General features: G+C 61.3%; 20 protein-coding genes. 9 read left to right on the top strand and 11 right to left on the bottom strand.

Features of this window, described 5'->3' with window-relative positions; all coding sequences use genetic code 11:
• Positions 1 to 36: 36 nt before the first annotated feature.
• The 6 genes from J4G38_RS20190 to J4G38_RS20165 form a co-directional block, all read right to left on the bottom strand.
• Complete coding sequence (locus J4G38_RS20190; protein WP_210520686.1) at positions 37 to 465, bottom strand: cytochrome c maturation protein CcmE domain-containing protein; 429 nt, start codon at positions 463 to 465, stop codon at positions 37 to 39.
• Between the two features lie 87 nt (positions 466 to 552).
• Positions 553 to 801: a CcmD family protein gene (locus J4G38_RS20185; RefSeq protein WP_210520688.1), complete on the bottom strand. Its 249-nt coding sequence runs from the start codon at positions 799 to 801 to the stop codon at positions 553 to 555.
• On the bottom strand, positions 791 to 1,552 hold the full coding sequence (gene ccsA, locus J4G38_RS20180) for a cytochrome c biogenesis protein CcsA (protein ID WP_210520689.1): 762 nt from the start codon (positions 1,550 to 1,552) through the stop codon (positions 791 to 793). Before ccsA ends, J4G38_RS20185 begins: the two co-directional genes overlap by 11 nt.
• 22 nt (positions 1,553 to 1,574) lie before the next feature.
• Entirely contained in the window at positions 1,575 to 2,243 is a 669-nt protein-coding gene (locus J4G38_RS20175; RefSeq protein WP_226163599.1) for a heme exporter protein CcmB, read from the bottom strand.
• A gap of 263 nt (positions 2,244 to 2,506) precedes the next feature.
• Entirely contained in the window at positions 2,507 to 5,776 is a 3,270-nt protein-coding gene (locus J4G38_RS20170; protein WP_210520691.1) for a PD40 domain-containing protein, read from the bottom strand.
• 191 nt (positions 5,777 to 5,967) lie between these two features.
• Complete coding sequence (locus J4G38_RS20165; protein WP_210520693.1) at positions 5,968 to 7,044, bottom strand: NAD(P)/FAD-dependent oxidoreductase; 1,077 nt, start codon at positions 7,042 to 7,044, stop codon at positions 5,968 to 5,970.
• A gap of 170 nt (positions 7,045 to 7,214) precedes the next feature.
• On the opposite strand from J4G38_RS20165, the gene J4G38_RS20160 reads away from it, so the two are divergent.
• The 5 genes from J4G38_RS20160 (at position 7,215) to J4G38_RS20140 (ending at position 15,555) form a co-directional block, all read left to right on the top strand.
• Positions 7,215 to 7,856 carry an MBL fold metallo-hydrolase gene (locus J4G38_RS20160; protein ID WP_210520695.1) on the top strand — a complete coding sequence of 214 codons (642 nt, stop codon included), beginning with the start codon at positions 7,215 to 7,217 and terminating at the stop codon, positions 7,854 to 7,856.
• A gap of 104 nt (positions 7,857 to 7,960) precedes the next feature.
• The gene (locus tag J4G38_RS20155) at positions 7,961 to 8,695 is read left to right on the top strand and encodes a CDP-alcohol phosphatidyltransferase family protein (RefSeq protein ID WP_210520696.1); all 735 of its coding nucleotides are present in this window, start codon (positions 7,961 to 7,963) and stop codon (positions 8,693 to 8,695) included.
• A 146-nt stretch (positions 8,696 to 8,841) separates the two neighbouring features.
• Positions 8,842 to 12,855 carry a type IX secretion system sortase PorU gene (gene porU / locus J4G38_RS20150; protein ID WP_210520698.1) on the top strand — a complete coding sequence of 1,338 codons (4,014 nt, stop codon included), beginning with the start codon at positions 8,842 to 8,844 and terminating at the stop codon, positions 12,853 to 12,855.
• A gap of 49 nt (positions 12,856 to 12,904) precedes the next feature.
• Positions 12,905 to 14,128 carry a type IX secretion system outer membrane channel protein PorV gene (gene porV / locus J4G38_RS20145; protein ID WP_210520700.1) on the top strand — a complete coding sequence of 408 codons (1,224 nt, stop codon included), beginning with the start codon at positions 12,905 to 12,907 and terminating at the stop codon, positions 14,126 to 14,128.
• Positions 14,129 to 14,265: 137 nt separating this feature from the next.
• Positions 14,266 to 15,555 carry a M16 family metallopeptidase gene (locus J4G38_RS20140; RefSeq protein ID WP_210520701.1) on the top strand — a complete coding sequence of 430 codons (1,290 nt, stop codon included), beginning with the start codon at positions 14,266 to 14,268 and terminating at the stop codon, positions 15,553 to 15,555.
• A gap of 86 nt (positions 15,556 to 15,641) precedes the next feature.
• Here J4G38_RS20140 and J4G38_RS20135 read toward each other — a convergent pair whose 3' ends face one another.
• The gene (locus J4G38_RS20135; protein WP_210520703.1) at positions 15,642 to 17,021 is read right to left on the bottom strand and encodes an NAD(P)/FAD-dependent oxidoreductase; all 1,380 of its coding nucleotides are present in this window, start codon (positions 17,019 to 17,021) and stop codon (positions 15,642 to 15,644) included.
• Positions 17,022 to 17,108: 87 nt separating this feature from the next.
• Positions 17,109 to 17,801, bottom strand: a complete 693-nt coding sequence (locus J4G38_RS20130) for a carboxypeptidase-like regulatory domain-containing protein (RefSeq protein ID WP_210520704.1) — start codon at positions 17,799 to 17,801, stop codon at positions 17,109 to 17,111.
• Positions 17,802 to 17,902: 101 nt separating this feature from the next.
• On the opposite strand from J4G38_RS20130, the gene J4G38_RS20125 reads away from it, so the two are divergent.
• The 4 genes from J4G38_RS20125 to J4G38_RS20110 all read left to right on the top strand — a co-directional run bounded on the left by J4G38_RS20125 (position 17,903) and on the right by J4G38_RS20110 (position 21,635).
• Positions 17,903 to 18,292 (top strand): ArsR/SmtB family transcription factor, encoded by a 390-nt coding sequence (locus tag J4G38_RS20125; protein WP_210520706.1) that lies wholly within the window; start codon positions 17,903 to 17,905, stop codon positions 18,290 to 18,292.
• 78 nt (positions 18,293 to 18,370) lie between these two features.
• Positions 18,371 to 18,691 (top strand): (2Fe-2S) ferredoxin domain-containing protein, encoded by a 321-nt coding sequence (locus J4G38_RS20120; protein ID WP_210520708.1) that lies wholly within the window; start codon positions 18,371 to 18,373, stop codon positions 18,689 to 18,691.
• 118 nt (positions 18,692 to 18,809) lie between these two features.
• Complete coding sequence (locus J4G38_RS20115) at positions 18,810 to 20,060, top strand: BamA/TamA family outer membrane protein (RefSeq protein ID WP_210520710.1); 1,251 nt, start codon at positions 18,810 to 18,812, stop codon at positions 20,058 to 20,060.
• Between the two features lie 342 nt (positions 20,061 to 20,402).
• Positions 20,403 to 21,635, top strand: coding sequence for a glycosyltransferase (locus tag J4G38_RS20110; protein WP_210520711.1), 1,233 nt, complete (start codon positions 20,403 to 20,405; stop codon positions 21,633 to 21,635).
• On the opposite strand, the gene J4G38_RS20105 is transcribed toward J4G38_RS20110, so the two are convergent.
• From J4G38_RS20105 to J4G38_RS20095, 3 genes are all read right to left on the bottom strand, one after another.
• The gene (locus J4G38_RS20105; protein ID WP_210520713.1) at positions 21,583 to 22,179 is read right to left on the bottom strand and encodes an SAM-dependent methyltransferase; all 597 of its coding nucleotides are present in this window, start codon (positions 22,177 to 22,179) and stop codon (positions 21,583 to 21,585) included. The two genes, J4G38_RS20110 and J4G38_RS20105, sit on opposite strands and share 53 nt — an antisense overlap.
• Entirely contained in the window at positions 22,160 to 22,849 is a 690-nt protein-coding gene (locus J4G38_RS20100) for a PIG-L deacetylase family protein (protein WP_226163595.1), read from the bottom strand. The genes J4G38_RS20105 and J4G38_RS20100 overlap by 20 nt, the downstream gene beginning before the upstream one ends.
• Before the next feature lie 207 nt (positions 22,850 to 23,056).
• On the bottom strand, positions 23,057 to 24,172 hold the full coding sequence (locus J4G38_RS20095) for an acyl-CoA dehydrogenase family protein (protein WP_226163593.1): 1,116 nt from the start codon (positions 24,170 to 24,172) through the stop codon (positions 23,057 to 23,059).
• Positions 24,173 to 24,289: the final 117 nt, after the last annotated feature.

Raw genomic sequence — 24,289 nt, 5'->3', positions numbered from 1 at the left:
AGCCGGGCGCGGTTTCGGGGTGCTGCAAAGCAATGCTTAATTGGTCGAAGCCGTGGCTCCTTTCAAGTCCTTCTTCACGTATTTGCTGGGGCACTTCAGCAGAATGTTATCGGCCATGAACACCTGGCCCTTCATGCACCCGGTGATAACGACTTGCTCGGAAGCGTCGAAATCCTGGGGCTTGGGGTTATTATAAATCACGCGCTGGGCCACCCGATTGGTGTCCACCAGGGTGAAGGCGAAGTAGTTGGGGTCCGTCATGGGGTCGTATTCGAGGCCCACGGGGTGCTTCTGAGAGTCGCGGGGGAGCTTGCCCACCACGTGCACTTTGGTGGTGTTGCCCTCGGCGGCGCGCTGCCGGGCCTCGCCGAAACCGACGTACACGCTGGCATCGGCCGTGGTGCTGAGGATGATGGCGGCGGCCACCGCGATGATGGCCAGAACGAAAAGGTGCGACTTCTTCATATCTCGGATTTAGTCGGTTTTTTTGGATTTCACGGATTGCGCTGGTGGTGGCTATGACAACAGCTGGCGGCGTGGTTGGGTGCCCGGCTACTTCTTTATTTCCTGCTCCAGCTTGCTCACCTTGCGGTCGAGCGATATGAGGTAGAACAGCAGGCCGGCGACGATGATGACGACGGCGGCAACCACCACGTAGATTTTGCCGCTTTGGCGCAGGGCATCCGCCATTTCGGGGGCGTCGGTACCGGGCGTTTGGGCCAGGGCATTGGTGGCGGTGAAAAGCAGGAGTTGCAGCAGGCACAGCGCGCCGACGAGGCGGGCCAGGAGGTTATTTTTCATCGAGTTTCAATTGCAAAAAGGCCAGCCGGCTGCTCACTTGGGTCATCCAGAAGGCGAAAAGAATCCAGCCGATGACGGCGGGGTAAAACACCATCCGCATGGTGCTGTCGAGGTCGTACTTGTTGAAGCCGGGGTTGCCGGTCTGGCCGGGATGCAGGCTATTGCCCGAAATGCGGGGCAGGATAAAGAGCAGCGGAATGGCCGCCGCAAACGCGAAAATATTGTAGATGGCCGACACGCGGGCCCGCTGCTGCTCGTCGCGTAATGAGCCGCGCAGCACCAGGTAAGCCCCGTAGATGAGCATGGCCACGGCGGCGGCGTTCAGGCGCGGGTCGGGCGTCCACCAGGCACCCCAGGTGTACTTGGCCCACAGGCTGCCGGTAGCCAGGCCCAGCAGGCCCAGCACGATACCCGATTTGGCCGCCTCATGGCTGAGAATATCGAGCTGGGCCGACGGATTGCGCAGGTAAAGAATGGAGTACCAGACCGAAACCAGCAGCACCATAATCATGGCAAACCACATGGGCACGTGAAAGAACAGGTTGCGGATGCTTTCATTCACAATCGGCAGGCGCGGCACGTCAATCAGAATGCCCGCCGCCGAAGCACCCAACAGCAGCACCACCGTCAACACCTTCCAGCCGCGGCCGCCAATGCGCTGCTCAATCAGCGCTTGCCCACCCGCTACGGCCGCGAGGGTCACCAGCAGGCTGATAATGGAAATGGCAATACCTAAAACAGTTTTATTCATCGCTAATCAAGTAGCACGGCTTCTAGCCCCGCCACAAAAAGGGAAACAACAGATAAGACACCGCTCCGACCAACATGTTTAGGGCCAGCAGCGTCAGCAAGGACTGCTGGCTCACGCTACGGTCCAGTCCATCCAAGGCATTCTTGCTCACCTTGATGAGCAGCAGCAGCATGGGCACCATCAGCGGGAAGCCGAGCACGGCCATTAGGGTGGCGCCGTTGCCGCCGGCTTTGGCGGCGATGCCCGATACCAGCGTGAGCGTGGTGGCAAAGCCCACGGAACCCAGCAGCAGGTTACCCACAAACAGCGGTGCATCCTGAATGGGATTGCCGAGAAACACCGTGTAGAGGAACAGGCCCAGCAGCCCCACTGCTACCAGGAGCAGCGCATTGTAGAGCATTTTGGCCAGAATAATGGCCTGGGGCCGTACCAGCGTATAGTAGTAGAGGCGCTGGCCGGGGCTTTCCTGCATAAAACCTTTCGCCACGGCATTGATTGCGGCGAACAGCAGGATAACCCACAGCAGCGCGTTCCAGGCCGGTGGTGGGGGCGTGCCGCCACGCAGGCTGAAGCTCAGAAAGCACACGAACACCGTGCTGCCCACGTACAGCAGCAGCCCACCCAAAGCCGCGCGCTGCCGCCATTCGAGGCGGAAGTCTTTGGCCAGCAAGGTGGAAATTTCGCGGAGCAGGGGCACGGCAGGAGTTTGGTTTCGGGCCGCAAAGATACGCCCGGACCGGCGCGCGGTGTATAAAAAAGAACGTCATGCTGAGCGAAGCCGAAGCATCTCTACTGCGCAGCTAATCTGATTTAGTATTGCGGTAGAGATGCTTCGGCTGCGCTCAGCATGACGTTCTTCTTGCCTAAAAGCCCCAAAAAAGAAACGCCACCGGAGAAACCCCGGTGGCGCGACCACTAATCCGCGAAATCCAAAAAAACCGGCTGAATCCGCAATTAGAAGTCGTAGCCCAGGGTGAAATAGAATTTCGGGCCGTGAGTCACGTAATCTTCCTGGCCCCAGGCCATGTCAACTTTGCCGTAGAAACCCAGCAGGGTGGTGCGGGCACCCACCCCGTAGCCCACCAGGAAGGGGTTGCGGAAATTGACGACGGTGGCGGAGAAGAAATTGCCGTTACCACCCGTGAGCACGGTGTTCGATGAGTTGTCGGTGCCGAAGGGGTTGGTGCCTGAATAAGCGGTGCCGGCATCGACAAAGCCGGTAAGCTGCAGGTTGCGGAAGAACCCCGAATAGATGGGCCGGTGGGCAAAATACTGCACAATAGGAACCCGCAGCTCGCTGTTGAACAGGACATAGCGCGGGCCGGTGCGGGCGCTGTAGTCGAAGCCCCGCAGGTTGGTAACGAACTCCTGATTCAGTACCTGGTCGGCGGCGGTGTAGCCGGTGATGAAGCGGTTGCCGGCGTAGTTGGCGTTGATAATCCAGTCGTCCATGCCGCCCAGGCGGAACAGCTGCGGCCGGTTGCCGAAGAACTGCCCGTAGCTGGCCCGGTTGGCCCACACGATGGAACGGCTGATTTTCTGGTAGTGGCGCAAGTCAATGACAAACTTGCCAAAGCTCAAGCCTTTGTCGTTCACATTGGTCAGGTTCAGCACGCTGGCTTTCAGGCGGGTACCCGAAACCATGTTGACGCCGGTGGTGATGCTGTTGTCAAATACCAGTTCGCCGTTGTAGCCCAGGTAGTTGGTGCTTTGGTCGTCGACGGTGGACACGTCGCCCAGGCGGGTGCTGGAAATGTTCACAAACCGGGGGCCGCCGCGCACGCTCAGGTTGTGGGTAAGCGGGTACGCGATGTTGGGCGCTACCTCGTGGCGGCCGTAGCGGTAGCTGCCGTTGTTGAGGTCGAAGAAGTACGCCTGTTTTTGGTAGGCAATGCCCCAGTCGTAGCGCTTGGTGAGGTTGGTGTAGGAGGCGCGAATGTTGCTGGTGCGCAAATCGAACAAGCCAAACAAGCTGGCGTCAATGCGCTGGTTTTCCAGCACATCGGTCAGCGCGGCTTTGAATTGCAGGCCGACGCCCAGCAGCGGGTCCATGTAGAGGGCCGTCGAAACATTGTCGGCCATGAAGCGGGTGTCGTAGCGGAAGGGGCCGGTGAGGGGCGTGGTGGCCTGGGCCTGTGAAGCTGCGGCCGCAGCCGTCGAGGCCGCCGTGGGCGTAAGGCGCCGCCGTTTTGGGGCGGAGGCTTGCACCGGTTCATCTTCCTCAAACTGGTAGTCGCTGGTATTCACGGTTTCGCTGGCTTTACGGCGCTCGCGGCGGGTAGCGGCAGGGGCGGGCGCCGTCGTCGAGTCGGCCGGAGCCGCCGTCGAAACGGGGGCAGCGGCGGGCTTGGGCGGCGCGGCGGCGCGGGGCGCGGCCGAGCGGTCCTCCAGCGTTTGCTGGCGGGCGGTTTTGGTGAGGGGCAGCGTGGCGGGCAGCGGGTATTCGGGGTAGAGGTAGAGAATGTCGCGCGATTGTGCCGGCGCCACAAATACCAGCGCCGAAGTCACCGGGCTGTAGTCAAAGTCCTGGGTGTTGGGCAGCCAGCTGGTGAGGGGCGTGCGCTGCTTGGTTTTCAGCGAGTAGCGGTACAGGGCCCGCACGCCGCTTTCTTCGCCGAGGTACAGGATTTCATCGTCGGAAATAGCCCGGGGCCGGGTTTCGTTCGAAATGGTGCTCACCAGCGTTTCCACCGGGGTAGGCCGCCCGTCCAGGTGGTACACGAACAAGTCGTAGTTATTGACCACGTTCTGGAAGGTGGCGGGCCGGGCCTGGCCCAGCGAGTCGAGGTAGCGGTTGGAACTGAATACGATGCCCTGCCCATTGGGCAAAAACACCGGCTGCACGTCATCAAACAGGTCGTTGGTGAGCTGCTCGGTTTTGCGGCTGCCCGCACGCAGCAGGTAGATATCGTTCTGGCCATTGCGCACGGCGCTAAACACCAGGGCCTTGCCATCGGGCGAGTAGCTCATGCTCAGTATCTGGTCGTAGGCTGCAAACAGCGATGCGGGCCGCGAAAACTTAATGGCCTCGCGCACTCGGTTCAGAAGGCCGTTGCCGGTGGCGTCGCGCAGGTGCAGGGCCATCTCGCCGCGGCTCATTTCGGCCACCGCCACCTGGGAGTTGCCGCGCCAGGCTAGTATCGGCAGGCGGGTTTCTACCGTCTGGTCGGGCGTTTTGTAGCCGCCATTGCTCAGGCTGTGGCGGTGCGAGCCGTCGCGGTTGGCCACTATCACGTGGTAGCGGCCCTGCTCGTTGCGGGCGTAGGCCACCAGTTGGCCGTTGGGGCTGATGACGGGCTGCGAGAAGACGTCGGCGTGGCGGTTGCGGCCGCCCTGGCGGAATTTTTTGTCCGGCTCCACCAGCGTGGCAGTGGGTTGGCCGTTCAGCTCGCGGTAGTACGTCAGCCAGTCTTTCAAAAAGACCTTAAACGGCACGTTCAGCGAGGAACTGATGCCCACCTCCACGTCGCGGGTAATGCGCGTCAGGTTCAGGATGTTCTGGATGGTGGTGTAGCCGTAGCGCTCGGCCACGTAGTTCCACATGCTTTGGCCGGCCAGGGTCGAGTTGCGCAGGAAAAACGGGGCCGTGCGGTTGCCGGTGGGGTATTGCTTGGTCATGTCGCGCATATAGCCGTCCATGTCCACGCTCCAGCCCTCGGCGGCGTAGGCCGAGGCCCCCCCGATAAACCAGTCGGGCAACTGCAGCAGGTAGCTGCTTTGCAGCACTTCCTTCAGCGAGCCGCCGTACATCATGTCGTTCAGCAGCACCTCCGTAATCTGGGTACTCAACTCGCGCTTAAATTCCGTTTCCTGGCCGCTGAAGGCAATCTGCACCTTGCTCATGCGGGCCAGCGGGGTTTCACCGCCGTTTATCTGCTGCTGGGTGGCCGTAAGGCCGATGTTGCTCTGCCGCAGGTCGCCCACCGAGTTATAGAACAGCAGCGTGGTTTTGGAATAGGGGTAGTAGCCGATGAGCGCCGTGATGCGCTGCAACTCCTTCTCCGCGTACTCCACCGCGCGACGGGCGCTGGCCTCGCCGCCGTCGTAGTACATCACGTTGAAATTCTGGGTGCTGAGCTGCTGCCAGTGAAACGGCTTGTACTGAATGCGAACCCGCCCAAACGGCTCCTGCGCCGTCTGGGCCCGGGCCGTGGGCGTGCCAAGCAAGGGTAACAGCAGCGCCAGGGCTCCCAGCGTGCGCTTCGCGGATAGTGGAATGGTCATAGGAGGAGCAACGAGCAAATGCGAAAATAAATCCGCCGAAGCGCTAAAAAATTTGTGGGGACTCACCAAGGGCTTTTCGGCCGCCGGTGCGTGTCAAGGTAAAGGTGGTTAATGCGAAATTGTTGCAGTGCCGCGCTTAACAAATCAGGTAAACGAAACAACGGTAACGACGGCCCCGGTTTTAATAGTACTCAAATTACGCTGGCCGGGCGCAAGGTGTTGTAGCGCTGCAGGCTCACATCCGGCCATATTTCGCCGTGCCCGTCCAGCCAGTCGGCCAGCAGCGTGGCCAGGCGCGGGGCCAGCATCACGCCCTTGGAGCCGTAGCCGCCGCAAAAGCTTAACGAAGGCACGGTGGGGTGCGGGCCCAGCAGCGGCCGGCGGTCGCGCACGGCGGGCCGCACGCCCGCCCGCTGCCCCGTCACAGTAAACGGCAGGTCGGTAATAATGGTGAGGCGGGCCGCCAGCTCTTCGCGCCCCACCGCCGTGGGCACCTCCGAAAAAGGCGGCCACCGGTACGTTGCCCCCACCCGAAATTTGCCCGGCCCCACCGGCACCACGTAGGCGCCCCGATTGAGGACCTGCGCCGTGCTCAAATCGGCACAATCCACGTCCAGCACCTCGCCTTGGTTGGGGGTGAGGGGCAGCCAGCCGAAGTATGGGTTGCGCACGGCCGCCGCACCTTCGCAGCAGATGACGTGGCGCGCTCGCACCCGCCCCGCGTAAGTCGCGCCCGCTGCGCTGGTAGCCAGGCGGGTCCAGTCAAAAGTTTCGCGCCGCAGCCAGCCGTCGCGGGTGCCTTCGGCGGCCAGGGCGGCCAGCAGCGTGCGCACGGCCAGGTGCCCGCCGTGCCGTAGCCACGCGCCCCCAAACGGCCCGTTCACGCCCGGCAGGCCGGGGTCGCTGGTCACGAGGCCGGCCACAAAATCGCCCCAGGGCTGGTCGGCGCTGCGGGTCAGCACGGCATTCTGCTCTTCAAGCGAGCCAAATAATTTCAGAATGGGCGTTTCGGTAAAAAACGGCTGGCCGAAGCGCTGCTCCAGCTCCCGATAAAACGTGGCAGCGAACGGCAGCAGGTCGGCCGCGCGCCAGGTGAGGGCGAAGCGCTTGCCGGCCACCGGATTCATGAGGCCGGCGGCTACATTCGAGGCCGAGTTCTCCTGGCCGGGGTCGTACACCATTACCTGGTGCCCCCGCTGGCGCAATACATAAGCCAGGGTAGCGCCCGCAATGCCGTGGCCCACCACCAGAAAATCACAGTCCGTCATGGCCGGCAAGGTAAGGAATATCGCCGCGCTTGCTAAGGAATTTAAGGGTTAATAATGAATAAATATTATTTATAAATATCCGAAGTTGGCAGAAGCTTGGTTTTTGTTCTCAATTCCTCATTACCCACCGCGTCGTACCTTTCCGCATTGCATCAGATACCCTGTTTTGTATGACGGTCGCCGGTTTCACGTTCAATGCTTTTTCTGAAAATACCTACCTGCTGATTGACGAGGCCACCCGGCAGTGCGCCATCGTGGACCCCGGCTGCTACGCGCCGGCCGAGCAGCAGGCGCTGCGGGAGTACATCACTGCCAATGACCTGCACGTAGCGCTGCTGCTCAATACCCACGCGCACATCGACCACGTTCTCGGCAACCAGTTTGTGCTCACCACCTGGCCCGGCACCCCGTTTCTGCTGCACCGGCTGGACTTGCCCACCCTGCGCGCCGTGCCCACCTACGCGGCCAACTACGGCTTTCCGGAGTACCAGCCGGCCGAGCCCACCGGCGAGCTGGTGGCCGGCCAGCCCGTGATTTTTGGCGAAACCGGGCTGGAAGTGCGCTTCACGCCGGGCCACGCGCCGGGCCACGTCGTGTTTTACCACGCGCCCACGGCCACCGTTATCGGGGGCGACGTGCTGTTTCAGCGCAGCATCGGCCGGACGGATTTGCCGGGCGGCAACCATGCCGAGCTCTTGCACAGCATCGAAACCGAGCTGCTGAACCTGCCCGACGCCACGGTGGTGTACCCCGGCCACGGCCCCGCCACCACGATAGGGGAGGAGCGGCGCGGCAACCCGTTTTTGAATTAAGAATGAAGAATGAGGAATGAAGAATTGGGTGGTATCCCGTTCTCAATGCCTCGCTGTTCATTGAAAATATTCCTCATTCCTCATTCCTCATTCCTCTTTCCCATTTGAAACGACACCTGCCTAACGCCGTTACCTGCCTCAACCTATTATTTGGTTGCTTCGCACTGACGGCCATTTTCAACGGCGACCTTACGATGGGGGCCTATTTCGTCGGTGCTGCGGCCGTAGCTGATTTTTTCGACGGCCTGTTGGCGCGGGCGCTGCGCGTATCATCGGCCATTGGCAAAGACCTGGACTCGCTGGCCGACATGGTTTCGTTTGGCGTGGTGCCGGGAGCCATCCTGTTCAAGCTACTGCAAGTGGGATTGCTCGGGGCGGGCAGCAGTTGGCCGCCATCTATCAGTATGGAGTGGCCGGCCGTGGCGCATTATGCACCGTTCCTGGCCTTCCTAGTTACCATTTTCTCGGCCCTGCGGCTGGCCAAGTTTAACAACGATACCCGGCAGACGACTTCCTTTATCGGTCTGCCCACCCCGGCCTGCACGCTGGTGGTAGCCTCGCTGCCGCTCATTCTGGCGCACGACCAGTTTGGGCTGAAGGATGTTATTCTAAATCCCTGGTTTTTAGTGGCCCTCACGGCGCTGTTGTCAGGACTGCTGGTGGCCGAATTACCGTTGTTTGCCTTGAAATTTAAGACCTTGCGCTGGGCGGATAATCGGCGGCGCTTCCTGTTTTTGTTGCTGGCGGCAGGATTATTGCTAGCGCTGCGAGCCACTGCGGTGCCGCTCGTGGTGCTGCTCTACGTACTGCTGTCGGTGCCAAAGACGGCGGCCCGGTAATAGATTCGTTGCAACAGCTACAATAAATAGATTATTTGGTTGTTAAGAAGGCACTATCGGGTGAACCTGATGCTCGACGGTGCTGTTGCGGAACCACCGTGTGGCGTTTCGCAAAGTAAAAACTAGGTGCCCAAAACATAACGTGTATGCGTCCTTTTTTTCTCTTCATTGCGTTCGCGGGGTTAATAGTGGGAGCTGGGGTGCCGGCCCGGGCCCAGGGGGGCGGGCCGGCCACGGCCCACGGCACCATCACCTGGGGCGGTTATGCTGAAGTGCCCACCAAGGGCTCCCGCAAGCAAAGGGTGCCCACTTTCAGCGAAGCCCGCCAGGTGGTGGACGACCAGGTGGGATGGTTCAGCCTGCGGCTGCAGGGCGGCGTGAGCCAGGGTGAATTGGCCAATATGGTGTACGAGGCCTTTTCGGCGGCCGATGCCAGGATGTTCAATACCAGCAAGCTGCCGGCCGGCCCCGAGCCCCAGCTGGTGACGGGCACCGAGATGAAGCAGCTGGTGACGCACCTGAGCCTGCGCCCCATCCGCCGCAACCCGCAAACCGGCCAGCCCGAGCGGTTGATGTCGTTCGATTACAACTACACGCCGGGCGGCGGTGCGACCGCGCGCAGCACGGCCACCTCCCGCACCCACCTGCCGCATTCGGTGCTGCGCACCGGCGACTGGTACAAGATGGGCGTGGCCGAAAGCGGCGTTTACAAGCTCGACAAAGCCACGTTGCGCAACATGGGTCTCAACCCGGCAACCATTAATCCCAACAACCTGCACGTCTACGGCAACTCGATGGGCGTGCTGCCCCAGGCCAACAGCGTGTACCGCCCCGACGACCTGGCCGAAAACAACGTGCTGTTTGTGAGCAGCAACAACGACGCCGTATTCGACGACAACGAATACTTCCTGTTCTATTCGCCCGGCGCGCACACCTGGGAAATGCAGGGCGGCCAGTTTCGGCACCGCAACAACATTTACTCGGATACGACTTACTATTTTGTGAGTGTGAATGGCACGGCCGGGCGGCGGGTGCCCACGGCGGCCGCGCTGACTGCGCCGGCCGGCACGCCCAACATTACCACGTTCACCTACCGCGACTTTCACGAACACGACCTGACCAACCTCATGCACTCGGGCCGCAACTGGGTGGGCGAAGGCTTCCGCACCGGGGGGCAGCAGGACTTTGCTTTCAGCGGCATTCCCGATTTGGTGGCCGGCAGCCAGGTGCGCGTCACGTCGTCATTGATAGCTAATTCGGCCACAGCCAGCACTTTCCAGCTTACATTGAATGGCAATGCCTTGGGCTCACAGGGCCTAAATGCCCGGGCCAACTATGATTTCGGGCCCATTGCCACCGGAAACGTCGACACCAAGCAGCTGACCCTCGCCACCCCCGGTACCGAACTGCGCGTGGGCCTGACTTATACTAGCGGGGACCCCAACTCCAGCGCCTACTTAGATTACCTGGATATCAATGCCGAACGCACGATAAAGCTGAGCGGGTCGCAACTGGAGTTTCGTTCGCTGACCAACATTGGGCCCGCCTCCGCGATGAACCGCTATGTGGTAGGCTCACCTCCTAGCGGCTTGGTGGTGTGGGAAGTAACTAATCCCCGTCAGGCTAAGGCCATGTCTTTTGATGTTGCAACCGGCAGCTTCGTGGCGCACTCCGATTCTCTGCGTGAATTCGTGGCCCTGGTGCCGGGCGGCACCTTCGGTACGCCCCGCGCCTTTGGCAAGGTTGAGAACCAGGACCTGCACGCCATGAATACCACGCCTAATGCCCTGGTCGATTTGGTTATCGTGACTTATCCGGCGTTCTACGGGCAGGCAATGCGCCTGGCCAGCCATCGCATCAGCCACGACAATATGCGCGTGGCCGTGGTGACTACGGCTCAGGTATACAACGAATACGGTTCGGGTGGGCAGGACGTGACGGCCATCCGCGACTTTATGAAGCAGCTGTACGACCTGGCCCCGGCGGGCCGGCAAATGCAGCTGCTGCTGTTCGGCGACGCATCGTTTGACTACAAATCGGACCCGTACAACGACAAAACCGCGGAGCCCTCGTGGTGGCGCGACCGGGTGCCGTTCAAGAACGACGCGGACTTTGACGCGTTCAACCAGAACTACGTGCCTACCTATGAGTCGCGGGAATCGCTGGCGCCCTTTTATGGCGGTGCCAGCTATTCTTCGGACGATTATTACGCCTTGCTCGACGATAACGAAGGCGAGTGGAGCGAGCAAGGTGGTTCTAACGAGCTGCTGGACATCGGGGTGGGCCGCCTGCCGGTGCGGGCCCCCAAGGGCCAGCGCACCAATGCCGACCAAGCCCGCCAGGTGGTAGATAAAATCATTGGCTACGATGCCACCGCGGCTTACGGCAAGTGGCGCAACCGCATTACGCTCGTATCCGACGATGGCAACGGCGACCTATTTGTGGGCCAGGGCTCAGAAATTGTGGCCCAGGCCATCCAGACCAACAACCCGGTGTACAACGTGCACAAAGTGTACCTGGACCTCAACCCGCAGCTGTCGGTATCGGCGGGCCAGCGCTCGCCCGAAACCAACCGCGCCATCGACCAATCGGTAGAGCAGGGTTCCCTGATTGTTAACTACCTGGGACACGGTGGCCCCAAGGGCTGGACCGACGAGCAAATTCTGACCAACGCTTCTGTTCTGGCTTTGCGCAACCCCACCAACCTGACGTTCTTCACCACCGGCACCTGCGATTTCAGCACCTACGATAACCCCGACTTTACCTCGGCCGGTGAGCAGGCGCTGACGGATAACGCCACGGGCGGCGCGGTGGGCCTCTTCACCACCACCCGCGTGGTGGACGCCGGCCAGAACGCCTACCTGAACCGCGCCTACATCAACCGCGTACTGCGGCCAATTAATGGCAAAATGCCCAGCATCGGCACCGTGGTAATGCTGAGCAAAAACGACTACCCCGGGCCCGGCGGGGGCTCCGATATCAACAACCGCAACTACACCCTGCTGGCCGACCCGAGCATGACCCTGGCTTACCCCAAGCAAACTGTGGTACTGGACAGCGTCCGGCAGCGCCGGGCCGGGGCTTGGGTTACGGCCGATACCCTGCAAGCACTCTCGCGCATTCGCCTGCACGGCAAGTTGCTGAACAATGGCGCCCTGAACTCCTCCTTTACCGGCCGGGCTCAGGTAACGATTTACGACAAGCCCACTACCGTGATGACGCTCGGCGACGAGTCGCCCGATAGGAATGACCCGACGTTGCCCGACTCGCCGCGGCCGGTGGTGGTGCAGGAAAACGTGATTTATGGCGGGCAGGCCGATGTGGTCGCCGGGCAGTTCAATCTCACCTTCGTGGTGCCCAAGGACATCAATTACAGCCTTGGGCTGGGCAAAATCAGCCTGTACGCGTCCGATGCTACCCATAGCATCGACGCCAACGGATACCAGCTGAAAAAAGTGGGTGGTGCCAATCCGCACCCGGATGCCGATACTACCCCGCCGGACATCCGGCTGTTTATGGACGACCTGTCGTTTGCCTTCGGGGGCCTGACGGGGCAGAACACCACTCTGCTGGCGCAGCTTAGCGATTCCAGCGGCATCAACACGACCGGCGCCGGCATTGGCCACGACATCACGGCCATACTCGACAACGACCCGAACAAGCTGATTGTGCTGAACGAAAGCTACGTATCGAACGTGGGCAACTTCCGCTCCGGGAAAGTAAACAACTTGTTCAAAGACCTGGCCACCGGCGCCCATTCGATACGCCTCAAAGCCTGGGATACGTATAACAACTCGGCGGAAAAGGAAATCCAGTTTGTGGTGGCCCATGACGAAAAGCTGGCCCTCGACCACGTGCTGAACTACCCCAATCCGTTTGCTAACTCAACTACGTTCTTCTTCGACCACAACCAGGCCGATGGCGAACCCGATAATCTCGACGTGCAGGTCCAGATTTTTACTGTGTCGGGCCATTTGGTGCGCACCCTTTCCGCCGTGGTGGCCAGCACCGATGCGCACCAGCACAGCATCACCTGGAATGGCCGCGACGACTACAATGACCAGCTGGCCCGCGGCGTGTACGTGTACCGCCTGAGTGTGCGGTCGGAGCACAACGGCTCGACAGCTTCGAAGTACGAAAAACTCGTCATCCTCAATTAATCCGCTTTTATTTGCGCCCGGGCCGCGTAAGGCCTCCTTTTCCCCTTCTATGCAGCCCCTCTTTTCCCGTTCGCGCCTGGCGCTGTCCACCGGCTTGTTGGCCTTGGTGGGCACGGCCCAGGCCCAGGTCAGCCCCCACACCATCACCACGGCCGTGCCCATCCTCACCCTTAGCCCCGATGCGCGCGCCTCGTCGTTGGGCGAAGCAGGAGTGGCCACTTCACCCGATGCCAATGGGGCTTTTTTCAATGCCGGCAAGCTCGGCTTTGTGCCGTATAAGTATGCTGTTTCGGCTTCGTATTCGCCGTGGCTGCGCAACATCACCGACGACATGAGCCTGTCGTACCTCTCGGGCTACGCCAAGATTGGCAAACGCTCGGCGTTGGGGGCCTCGCTCATGTATTTCGATTTGGGCCAGATTGACTACCGCACCGGCACCAACCTGCCGGCCGGCTCCTTCAACCCGAAGGAGTATGCCTTGTCGGTTTCCTACGGCCAGCAGCTCACCGACAACTTCGGCCTGGGCATTTCGGCGCGCTACATCCGCTCCAACCTGGTGGGGGCCTACAGCGGCAACGATGCGCAGCCCGGCAACGCCGCCGCCGTTGATATCGGAGCCTATTATTCCAAGGATGCCACCATCGGCACCGGGTTGTACAACCTGGCGTTCGGTGCTTCCATTGCCAACATCGGCAACAAAATCACCTACTCCGACCCCACCAACCCCAGCTTCCTGCCCACCAGCCTGAAGCTGGGCACGGCCCTTACCCGCGAGATTGACCAGTACAATAAAATCACGCTGGTGTTCGATGCAACCAAGCTGCTGGTGCCCTCGCCGTACTACGAGGACGGCGTGCCGTCCAGCGACCCGCGCATCAAGCAAATTAACGTCGACCGCAACAAGCAAAACATCGTCGGTGCCCTGTTCTCTTCGTTTAGCGATGCCCCCGGCGGCTTCAAGGAAGAGCTGCGCGAAATCAACCTGTCGACTGGTTTGGAGTACAACTACAACGACCTGCTGTATGCGCGGGGCGGGTACTTCTACGAAGCTGCCGACAAAGGCGGCCGCCAGTACGTGAGCCTGGGCCTGGGCATCCGCTACCAGGTATTCGGCATCGACGGGACTTACCTGGTGCCCACCGGCGATAACAACCAGGCCAATCCCCTGGCCCAAACCATTCGCGTATCGCTGCACTTTAACCTAAACAAGCTCTCCGAGGCGTTTGACGAGAACGGCGCCGGTGGCACCAGCGGCGACGCGCCCTCGAATTAATTTGCTGATTGGTTAATGTGCTAATGTATTGACCTGAAGAGCGTCATGCCGGGGGTGTCCGGCATGACGTTCTTTTTGTTTACATCATCGCCTTCCCATCCCCGGCAATGCATCCAGTAATTATGAACTCAACAACAATGCTCGACCGTACCGTCGCTCCTCCCGTTCAGCCGCTGGCCCGCGTTACGCTGCCCGCGGCCGACGTTCATGTATTGCCCGGTGGCGCCCGCCTGCACGTGCTGGCCAACGATGCCCAGCCCGTGGTGCGGCTGCAAGTGGTGTTCCGGGCCGGCAAAGTGGCCGAAACCCGCCCCGGCCAGGCATCCATCACGGCCCGGATGCTGCTGGAAGGCACCACCACCCGCACCGCCCGCCAAATTGCCGATGCCGTGGCGTTCTACGGCGCCTCACTGGAGTGCGACGCCGGTTTCGACCGCTCCACGCTCACGCTCTACTGCCTCACCCGGCACCTGCCCACGCTGCTGCCGCTGGTGACGGATGTGCTCACCAACCCGGCTTTTCCGGCTGCCGAACTGGAGCAGCTGAAAACCCGCACCATCCAGAATGTGCGCGTAGAACGGCAGAAGGCCGGCTTTCTGGCCTCCGAACGGTTCAACGAATTGCTGTTTGGGGCTGAGACGGCGTACGGCCGGCCTTTCGACAGCGCTGCTTACCAAGCCATCACGGCGGCCGAGGCGCAGGCCTTCCACCAGGCCGTGTACTCGTTTGGCAACGCCGAAGTATTTCTCTGCGGTGATGTGGCCGCCGACCAGGATTTAGTAGCCCAGGCGTTCAGCGGAGTTCCGGCTGGCAACGGCCTTGCGGCCTCAACTGCTGTCGCTGCTGCCCGGGTCGATGCGGCCACCACGTCCGTACCCGCCCGCGTGGCCATGGCCAGCAGCTTGCAGTCGTCCATCCGGATGGGCCGCCCCTGGCCCGCCCCTACCCATCCCGAAACCCACCACCTGAAACTGCTGGTGAATGTGCTGGGCGGGTATTTTGGCTCGCGCCTGATGCGGAACATCCGCGAGGATAAAGGCCTGACCTACGGCATTCACGCGAGCGTGGCCCCGCGTGAGCACGGCACCTCCTTCGTTATCGGCACCGATGTGAAAGGCGAAAGCGCGGATTTCGCGGTGAGCGAAATTCAGATGGAGCTGCGCCGCCTGCAGGAAGAGCTGATTCCGGCCGAAGAGCTGGCAACGGTGAAAAACTACATTCTGGGCAAATTTGCCAACGAGCTGTCCACCGTTTTTGAGCAGTGCGACAAATACAAAAATCTCATTTTTATGGGGTTACCCGCCAATTACTACCCCGACTTTGTGCAGCAAACCGAAGCCGCCACCGCCGAGACGCTGCGCGATTTGGCCCAGCAGTATCTGACGCCGGAAGCCATGCAAATTGTGATTGCCGGCCCCGGCAATTAGAGGCCTGAATTAAATTAAACTGCTACAAAAAGCCCCCGTGCGCCATCGCACGGGGGCTTTTTGTAGCAGTTTTGTTACGTTTCCGGTCAGCTATTCACCGGCGTCTGAATGGCTGGCGGCGTCGCGTTATACTCGGGTGTGGCGGCGCGGTGCTCCGCGCTTTTCTTGCCGCGGTCGTCTTTCACGTCGTGCCGATGGAAGGGGCGGATGATGAGCCGCAGCGCCTGGTCGGAGCTGAAATAGCTGAAGGCCCAGTCCACGAGGGCCACCACTTTGTTGCGGAAGCCCACCAGCGTCATCAGGTGGACAAACAGCCAGGTGAGCCAGCCAAAGAAACCCCGGAAATGAATGTTTTTGGGCAGGTCGACCACGGCCTTGTTGCGGCTCACGATGGCCATCGAGCCCTTGTTGTTGTACACAAAAGCCTGGGGCGTTTCGCCGCGCATCAGGCGCCGGAGGTTGTCGGCGAGGTGGTCGGCCTGCTGCTGGGCCACGGGCGCGAGCATGGGCAGGCCCTTGGGCATGTCGTCGGTCACCATGTTGGCCACGTCGCCGATGGCAAAGATGTTGGGCTGGCCCTGCACCTGGTTCCAGCTATTCACGGTGATGCGCTTGTTGCGGGTCACGGTTTCGGCGGGCAGGCCGGGCACTTCGGCGCCGTTCACGCCGGCCGCCCACACCAGGTTATCGGTCGGAATAAACTCCGTTTCGGAGAAATAGGCCTTGCCTTCCTCGTACCTTTTGATGGACGTATTGAGCCGCACCAGCACGCCCAACTCGTCCATGTAGCGCTTGGCGTCGGCCTGCGAGGCCGGCGACATGGGCCCCAGCAACGCCGGTCCGGCCTCAACCAGGAAAATCTGCATGGCCCGCAAGTCCAGCTCGGGGTAGTCTTTGGGCAGTACGTGCTTGCGCATTTCGGCCAGCGAGCCGCTGATTTCCACGCCGGTGGGGCCGCCGCCCACCACCACAATGTTGAGCAGCGCCTGCCGCGCGGCGGGGTCGCTGGTGAGCAGGGCTTTTTCGAAATTCTGGAAAATGAAGCTTCGGAGGTTCAGCGCGTTGGGGATGCTCTTAATCTGCATCGCGTTGCGCTCAATGGTTTCCAGCCCAAAGAAATTGGTGAGCGAGCCAGTGGCCAGCACCAGGTAGTCGTAGTGCACGTCGCCCACGCTGGTTATCACCGTGTTGCTGGCCGGGTCGACGCGCTGCACGTCGGCCATCCGGTAAAAAAAGTTCTCCTGGCCCGCAAAAATCTTGCGGATGGGGTACGCAATGCTGTCCGCCTCAAGGGCCCCGGTGGCTACCTGGTACAGCAGCGGCTGGAAGTTGTGGTAGTTGTTGCGGTCGAGCACCACTACCTGCACGGGGGCTTTGCGCAGGGCCTTGGCCAGCCGCAGGCCGCCGAAGCCGCAGCCAATAATCACCACACGCGGCTGAGCCGAAACCGGAAGATTGGTATCCATAGAGTTGAAGCAAAGGTCAAACCCTATGGTAACCGGAAAAGGGGGGCAGTGGTTGCTGTGCAGCCAATGAACCTGCCCGCGGCCGGCTTAGTAGTCGTCGTCGGTGTTCTTTTTCTTGAACTCGCCTTTCTTCACCTGCTGAATCAATTGCAGCCAGCTGAAGGGGTTCAGCAGCGGATTGTTGGAGTATTGGTTCGGGGCGATGCCGTTGCGCCGGTCCTGGTCGTAAGCCTGGGTTTGCATGGTCTGGCGGAAGTTGGCTACCGCGCCCACGGGCTGGGTCCGGAAAATGCGGTTCATCAGCTCCTGGTTCAGGTTGTCGGCGGCGGCGCTGCCGCGCTCGGTGGGCAGGCGCAGGGCCAGGAAGGCCTTTTTGAAGTCGCGCTCGGTGGTGTAGGGAAACACGCGCACCTCGGGCAGCACGGTGACATCTTCTTTGAGCGTGATGATGACGGAGTAGCTTTGGCGCTGGAAATCCTTCGGAATAATGATGGTCTGGTTGGCGTAGCCCAGCGAGCGAATCACGATGCTGTCGCCGGCCAGCACGGCCATCGAGAAGTAGCCGTAGGCATTGGAAGTGGTGCCGCGGCCGGCTTTGGGCACGTACACGGTGGCGCCGGGCACGCCCAGCAGGCTGTCGCCGGTGGCCACGATGCCCGTGAACTGAATGATTTTACGCTTGCCCTGGGCATGGGCCGAGGGCGCTGCCAAAAACAGCACGCCCAGCAAGGCCACGGCAAAAAACAAAGAAGGGAATCGAAGGCGCAAGAAATCAGGCATGTTCAGGGAGCGGAAGGACAAATATACGGCGCCGGGTTCGGGGTCGATTGTAACTTTGGGTGGAAAGAACCGAAGGCCGGAACTCCCTTCCCAGACAGCAGATGCGCTTGAAACATTTCACGGTTGCTTTTGGGCAGCAACTTTTTAAATCGTTGGGCGACGAAAGCCGCGTGCGCATCCTGCATCTGCTGTGGCGCAACCACGAAATGGTGGTGGCTGACCTGGAACAAGTGCTGGATTTCACCCAAACCAAAACCAGCCGGCAATTATCGTACTTAAAGAATGCAGGTTTGGTGAACGTGCGCCGCCTCGACAACTGGATGTACTACTTTCTGAAGGAAGAGGCGGTTGAATTGCTGCAGGAGTTGCTCGGCTTTATGGAAAAAGACCCGCAGCTGCTCCGCGACCAGCAGGTGTACCAAACCCTGTGGTCGAACCGCGAGCTGGCCGCGTATAAGCTGCAAAACCGGCACTGGCACGGGCCCGCGTAGGCCCAGCTCCGCCCTTCGTCGTGACATAGAAGGCAGGAGCCGGGCTAGGTATGGGGCATTCTACATTTTTATTTCCTGATGAATACTGACCGTCGCCTTTTCGTGTGCGTCAACCAGAAATCGGGCGTGGGCGAGGCCGTGGCCAAAGCCCTGAAGAAGGAGGTGAAGCACCAGGGCCTGAAGAAGCAAGTGGTCGACGGCCACAAGCAGCGCACCCAAATCCAAACCTGCGATTGCCTCGACCTCTGCAGGCAGTGCAAAAAAGGGCACGGTGCGGCCCTTATCGTGTACCCCGAAGGCACGGTATATGGCAACGTGCGCCCCGCCGATGCCGCCGAGCTGGTGGCCGAACACCTGGGCCGCGGGCACGCGCTAAAACGCTTGCTCATTGACGAATAACCCGAAAAAGCATACGACACGCCATGGCTGGCCGTTGGGAATACGCGTGATACTCCAACCGTAAGGGGGCGTAATCCGTTGATAAGGCAATTCATTTGTTTTTCATCCCTCTGCTCTCATGCGATTTTCTCTCGCAGCCCTGCTTCTGACCGGGCTGGCTTTCACTGCTGCTGCCCAACCGGCGGCTTCCCCCGATTCAGTAGTTAAGGCCCCCAGCACAGGCCCCGCTCCGCTGGCTCTGCAACCGCGTGGCACCAAGTCATTTGGTCAGATTGGGAAAAACAAGACGCTGACCCTGCTGCCCATTCCGGTGATATTTTATCAGGCCGAAACCGGCTTTGGCTACGGCTTGGGAGCTTTGCTGAGCGGCCGTTTTTCGGCCGACACCCTCACCCGGCCCTCCAACGCCCGGGTTCAGTACTGGACAACCCAAAAAGGCCAGTCGCTGATACAATTGGTGCATTCGGTGTACACGCCCGGCGAAAAATTCTACCTCAATGGCGAAATCAGCGCCTATGATATTTTGCTGTACTACTACGGCACGGGGCCGAAATCGACCAGTGCCAACGAGTCGGAGACGGACTATAAGCTGTTCATCATCAACCAACGCCTGCAAAAGCAGATTGCGCCCAAGCTGTTTTTTGGCGCGCAGTACCGGCTAACCAACATCACCCAGGTGAGCGCGCCTACCAAAGCCACCGATGGGACCACGCCCAACGTATTCTACACCGACCTGCGCCTTACGGAGCGGGAGCGGCACGACACGCGCATCTCGGGCCTGGGGCCGGTTATCACCTACGACACGCGTGATGTGCCTTTGGCTGCCTTCCACGGCGATTTGCTGGATTTTGGGGCCACTTTCAACGGTTCCGGCCTGGGGTCCGACTACCGCTTCGTGCGCTACCAGCTCGATGCCCGCCACTTCCAGCCCATTGTGTCGACCAAGACTATTCTGGCGCTGCAGTTCCTGGGGCAATTCCAAACCGGCGACGTTCCTTTTCGGGAGCTGGCCGGCCTGGGCGCTAACCTGGGCGGCACGCTCTACAACAACGCCAACCTGCTGCGCGGCATCTACGAGCAGCGCTTTCGTGACCGCCAGATGATTATGTTTCAGGCTGAAATTCGCCAGAAACTGTTTCCAAACTCCAACAGTAAAGTGTTGACGCGCATCGATGGCGCTGTTTTTGGCGGCGTCGGCAACGTGAATCAATACATCGATAAGTTCAGCCTCAGCGACACCAAATACGCTGGTGGGGCGGGCATTCGCTTCAATTTCATCCGGCGCGACCGGGTGAACCTGCGCCTCGACTATGCCGGCGGCACGGGCAGTTCGCCGGGCATCCTGTTTGCCATTGGCGAGGCCTTTTAACTTGTGGCAGGCTAATTTAAAAAGCCCCTTCCTGTCTTTCAGGAAGGGGCTTTTTTGTGGGATTGAAGGCCGGCCCCCGGTGCCGGTTGCCCGCGAAAAAATAAATGTGAGGGAGGCAGTTTAGTTAAGCGCCGCCGCAATCCCGGAATTCCCGCTGATAATGAGAAGCGAGCCGGAAGCCGAGGTTGCATTGGGTTGAAAAGGCCCTTCCGCAACTATAAGCAGCGCTTTATCCTTTCGCGGAATGCAGCGTACACCGGGCCAATGACTCATGCTTCGCCTGCCCGTTTCCTCTCTGCTCACGAGGCCACGGCTCCCGCTCCCAGTCTTCCACTCATTTCTGTGTTGCCTGTGGGGCTGCGCCGGGGCCGTTGCGCCACCCTGCTGCACCAGCAGCTGCCACCACCCCACCCCGAACTGCTAATCAGCGTCATTGTCCCGGCCAAAGACGAAGTAGCGAACCTGCCCGCCACCCTGGCCGCACTAGCGGCCCAAACCGGTTTGCGGGGCCAGCCCTTGCCGCCGGCCAGTTTCGAAGTCATTGTGTTGGCCAATAATTGCACCGATGCCACGGCGGCCGTGGTGCGCCAGCAGGCGCAGCGGTTGCCGCATCTGGTGCTGCATGCCGCCGAGCTGTGCCTGCCCGCCGCCAAGGCCCACGTGGGCCGTGCCCGCCGCCTGCTGATGGACGAAGCCTGTGCCCGCCTGGAGCAAGTGGGCCGCCCCGCTGGCGTCATTGCCAGCACCGATGCCGACACCCGCGTAGCCCCCACCTGGCTGGCCGCTATTCAAGCCGAAATTATGGCGGGGGCCGACGCCGTGGGCGGCCGCATCCTCGCCGAAATCAGCGGCCGGGCTTTGCTGCCGCTGCGCCGGATTCAGGTGCGCGACGCGGCTTACCGCCAGCTGTGTGCCCGCCTCGAAGACCTGCTCGACCCGGCGGCCATCGACCCCTGGCCCCGCCACCACCAGCATTTTGGGGCCAGCCTGGCCCTCACGGCCCGCGCCTACCGCCAGGTGGGCGGCCTGCCCGAAGTACGGTTTCTGGAAGACGAAGCCCTGTGCCAGGCCCTGCGCCGACACGATTTGGGCCTTCGCCACAGCCCGCACGTGCAGGTGCTCACCTCGGCGCGGCGGCAGGGCCGGGTTGAGGTGGGGCTGTCGTGGCAATTGCGCGAATGGCTGAACATGAGCCGCCAGCAGCGTGAGCCGCACGTTGATAACCCCGCCCAGCTGGCGGTGCTGTGGCTGGTGCGCCGCCAGCTGCGGGCGTATTGGGCCAGCCAGCCCACGCACCAGGCCGGGGCGCTGGCTGCCCGGTTGGGCCTGCCAGCTGCCGTCCTGCTGGCGCGGGTGCGGCGTACGGAGGCCTTTGGCAAGCTCTGGGACTGGGTGGTGGAAAACGGCCAGGTGCCCCGCGTGTTGCCGGTGCCCCTGTCGCTGGCGTTGCGGGAGCTACCGCGGCTCATCAAACACTACGAGCCGCAGCCAGATGAGCCGGCAGCCATTTCGCTGCCGCAGGTCAGCGTTTTTCCAGTAAGTCGAGCCGGTAGTTTTCGTGCCGTTGCCCGGTGAGGTGGCGTAGGGGGCCGCTCTCGTCAGTTTTGGCCAGGAAGAATTCGTGCACGTCATCGCCGGTCAGCGGGTAGTCGTGCACGGGTGGCGTCCAGTGCACCAGCAGCAGCTGGCCGCCGGGCAGTAGCCCTGCTACAATTTGGTCGGCCGCGCGGGCCAGGTCGGCTGGTGACCAGTAGTAGCCCACTTCCGACAATACAATCAGGTTGAGCTGCTGGCTGGGGAATTCCTCCGGCACCCGCATCAGCCGCACCTCTACCTGGGCCAGGCCGGCACAACGCGTGCGGGCCTGCGCCAGCGCCGCCTCGCTCACATCCACTGCCAGCAGGTGGCCACAGCGCGGCGCCAACTGCGCCGTGAGCACCCCCAGCGAACACCCGATTTCAAAGGCTTCAGGATATTGCGGGCGCGGCAAGGCCGCCAGAGTAGCGGCGTACTTCTCGCGCTCGTAAAGGCTGGTTTCAAAATTCCACGGGTCCCGATTGGCTTGGTACACCTGGTCGAAATATTCCGGCGGCAGAGTGTTAGGCTGATTCTGATTCATGGCTCAAGGCTTCAAAAAACACTTCGTACGGAATGGCAAAATGCGCCAGCATTTCGTCTGATAACAGAAAGCCGGCGGGGTCATCGGTGAACACGCCGGGGGCTACCTGCGAGCGGTGCGCGGCAATGGCCCGTTGCTTCAACGCCGTTACCGTCCCAATATCCAGTCGAAAGCCACGTACCGCATCTGCGGCCGTGGGCAAGTCCTCCGGGGCGGCCCGTTGCCAGGCCCACACCACGTACTCAATACGGCGCGGTGAGTGCGGCAGGACGGCCAGCGCCGCCTGCACCAGCTGGCTGGTAGCGCGGTGGTCGGGGTGCGGGTCGCGCCGCCAGGGCACCAATACGGTGGTGGCTTTGTGGATTTCCAGAAACTCGCGCAGCCGCGCCACCGCCGGCACAAAACCGGGTTCACTGGCAGTGCCGGGCACTTGGCCATCTGGCAGGCCCAGCAGGAGCGGTGCACCCTCAGCAAGGCCTAGAATGCGGAGGGCGTGGTGAAATTCGGCTTCGCGCACGGCCTGCCGGGCGGGGGCCGGAAATAATTTCGAAGCAGGATGCGACATGCTGCCGTCGCTCACCAGCACCGCAGCCACGGGCTGGCCGGCCCGGCGCAGCAACGCCAGGAGCCCGCCGCAGCCCAGGGTCTCGTCGTCGGGGTGCGGGGCCACAACCACCGTTGAACCTAAACCTGTTACGAAGCTTTTGGGGCATAACGGGCAGGAAGCAAAAGGAGGTGCATTTTCAGTCATGGCGAAGCATAAATGAAACAATAAGTCCGATTAAGTTATTGGTTATTAGATGTTGGTGTTTAGACGACTCATTGACCAATAACTAACAACCAGCGACTGATGACCTGGTTACTGTTGAACGACTACTTAGAAATTCCTGCCTTCCAGCACAAACCGGCCCACGTCGGCCAGGGTCCCATCCGGCGCGGGCTGGCGGAGGTAGTGAGTCAGGTCGCGGTGCAGGCGCTCGAAGGGCAGCGGCTGGAGCAGGCCGCGGGCCCCCACACTGCGCTCGGCCAGCTGCAGCATATCGAGACAGATTTTTTCGATGGCGGTGCGCATCATATTGGCGTAAGCCACCGTGGCTTCGGCCCCTTCGGGCGCGGTGGCGCCGGCGCGGGCGGCGTGCCCGGCGGCTCCGCGCAGCCACTGGCGGCCACTTTCCAGGCCAATGGCCATTTCACCCAGCCGCTGGCGCTGGTAAGGGTCATCGATACGGCCCAGGCCACGCAGAAAATCGCGGGTTTCTTCAAAAAGAGCCTCGGCACCGCCCAACTGCACGGCTGCAAACCGGATGGCCCCGCCACTAAAGGCCGGCTGCTGATAATACGCATTCGGCGGCCCAATCAAGTCCTCCGGCCCAATTTCCAGCCCCGTCAAATCGGCCCGGAAGCTGGCGGTGGCCCGCATGCCCAGCGGCCGCCAGAAGGAGCGGTCCAGCGCTGGCGGCTGGTGGTTGGCGGGCAGCACGAATAGTTGCCAGCCCTGCCCGTCGGGCAAGGCCCCGGTGATGAGCGGCCGCGCCAGGTGGCCGGCCCCCGAGGCAAAGGTTTTGGCCCCGCGCAGGCGGTAGCGGCCGTTGGGCAGGGCTTCGAGGTGCACGCCTTGGGCCGGGTCTTCGGTGTTCCACACACCAAATAGACGCCCGGCGCGGGCATCGGCCGCATATTGCTTCACCTGCGCCGGGCTGCCCAGCTGCTGAATGAGCACCAAGGCATTTACATGGCCTTCGTAGACGCGGCCCACGGCCAGATTGCCCCGCCCAACGTGCTGCAATACCTGCAGCAGCGGCAGCGTAGCGGCCGGAGCATCGAGTCCTGCGCCGCCTAGCGCGGGCGGCAACACTGCTGTGAGCAGGCCCGCCGCCTGCAGCCAGCCAAATTCCTGGGTGGGAAATCCGCCTTCCACGTCGGTTTCGGCCGCTTGGGCAAAAAGCTGTGGCGCTAACTGCGCGGCGACGGCTACTGCATCTTCAGCCGACAAAATCGGATTGAATACGGTAAGCGTATTAATCGGCGCAGGCTTGGGTGCTATAGCTGAAAGTGGTAAGTCGACGAGAGAGGAGGAAGGGGCCATTAGGTAAGCAACAAAGAAGAAGCG

Source organism: Hymenobacter terricola (assembly GCF_017921975.2).
Lineage (GTDB): Bacteria > Bacteroidota > Bacteroidia > Cytophagales > Hymenobacteraceae > Hymenobacter > Hymenobacter terricola.
Note: the sequence above shows the minus strand (reverse complement) of the source record. Positions and strands in the feature narration are given on the sequence as shown.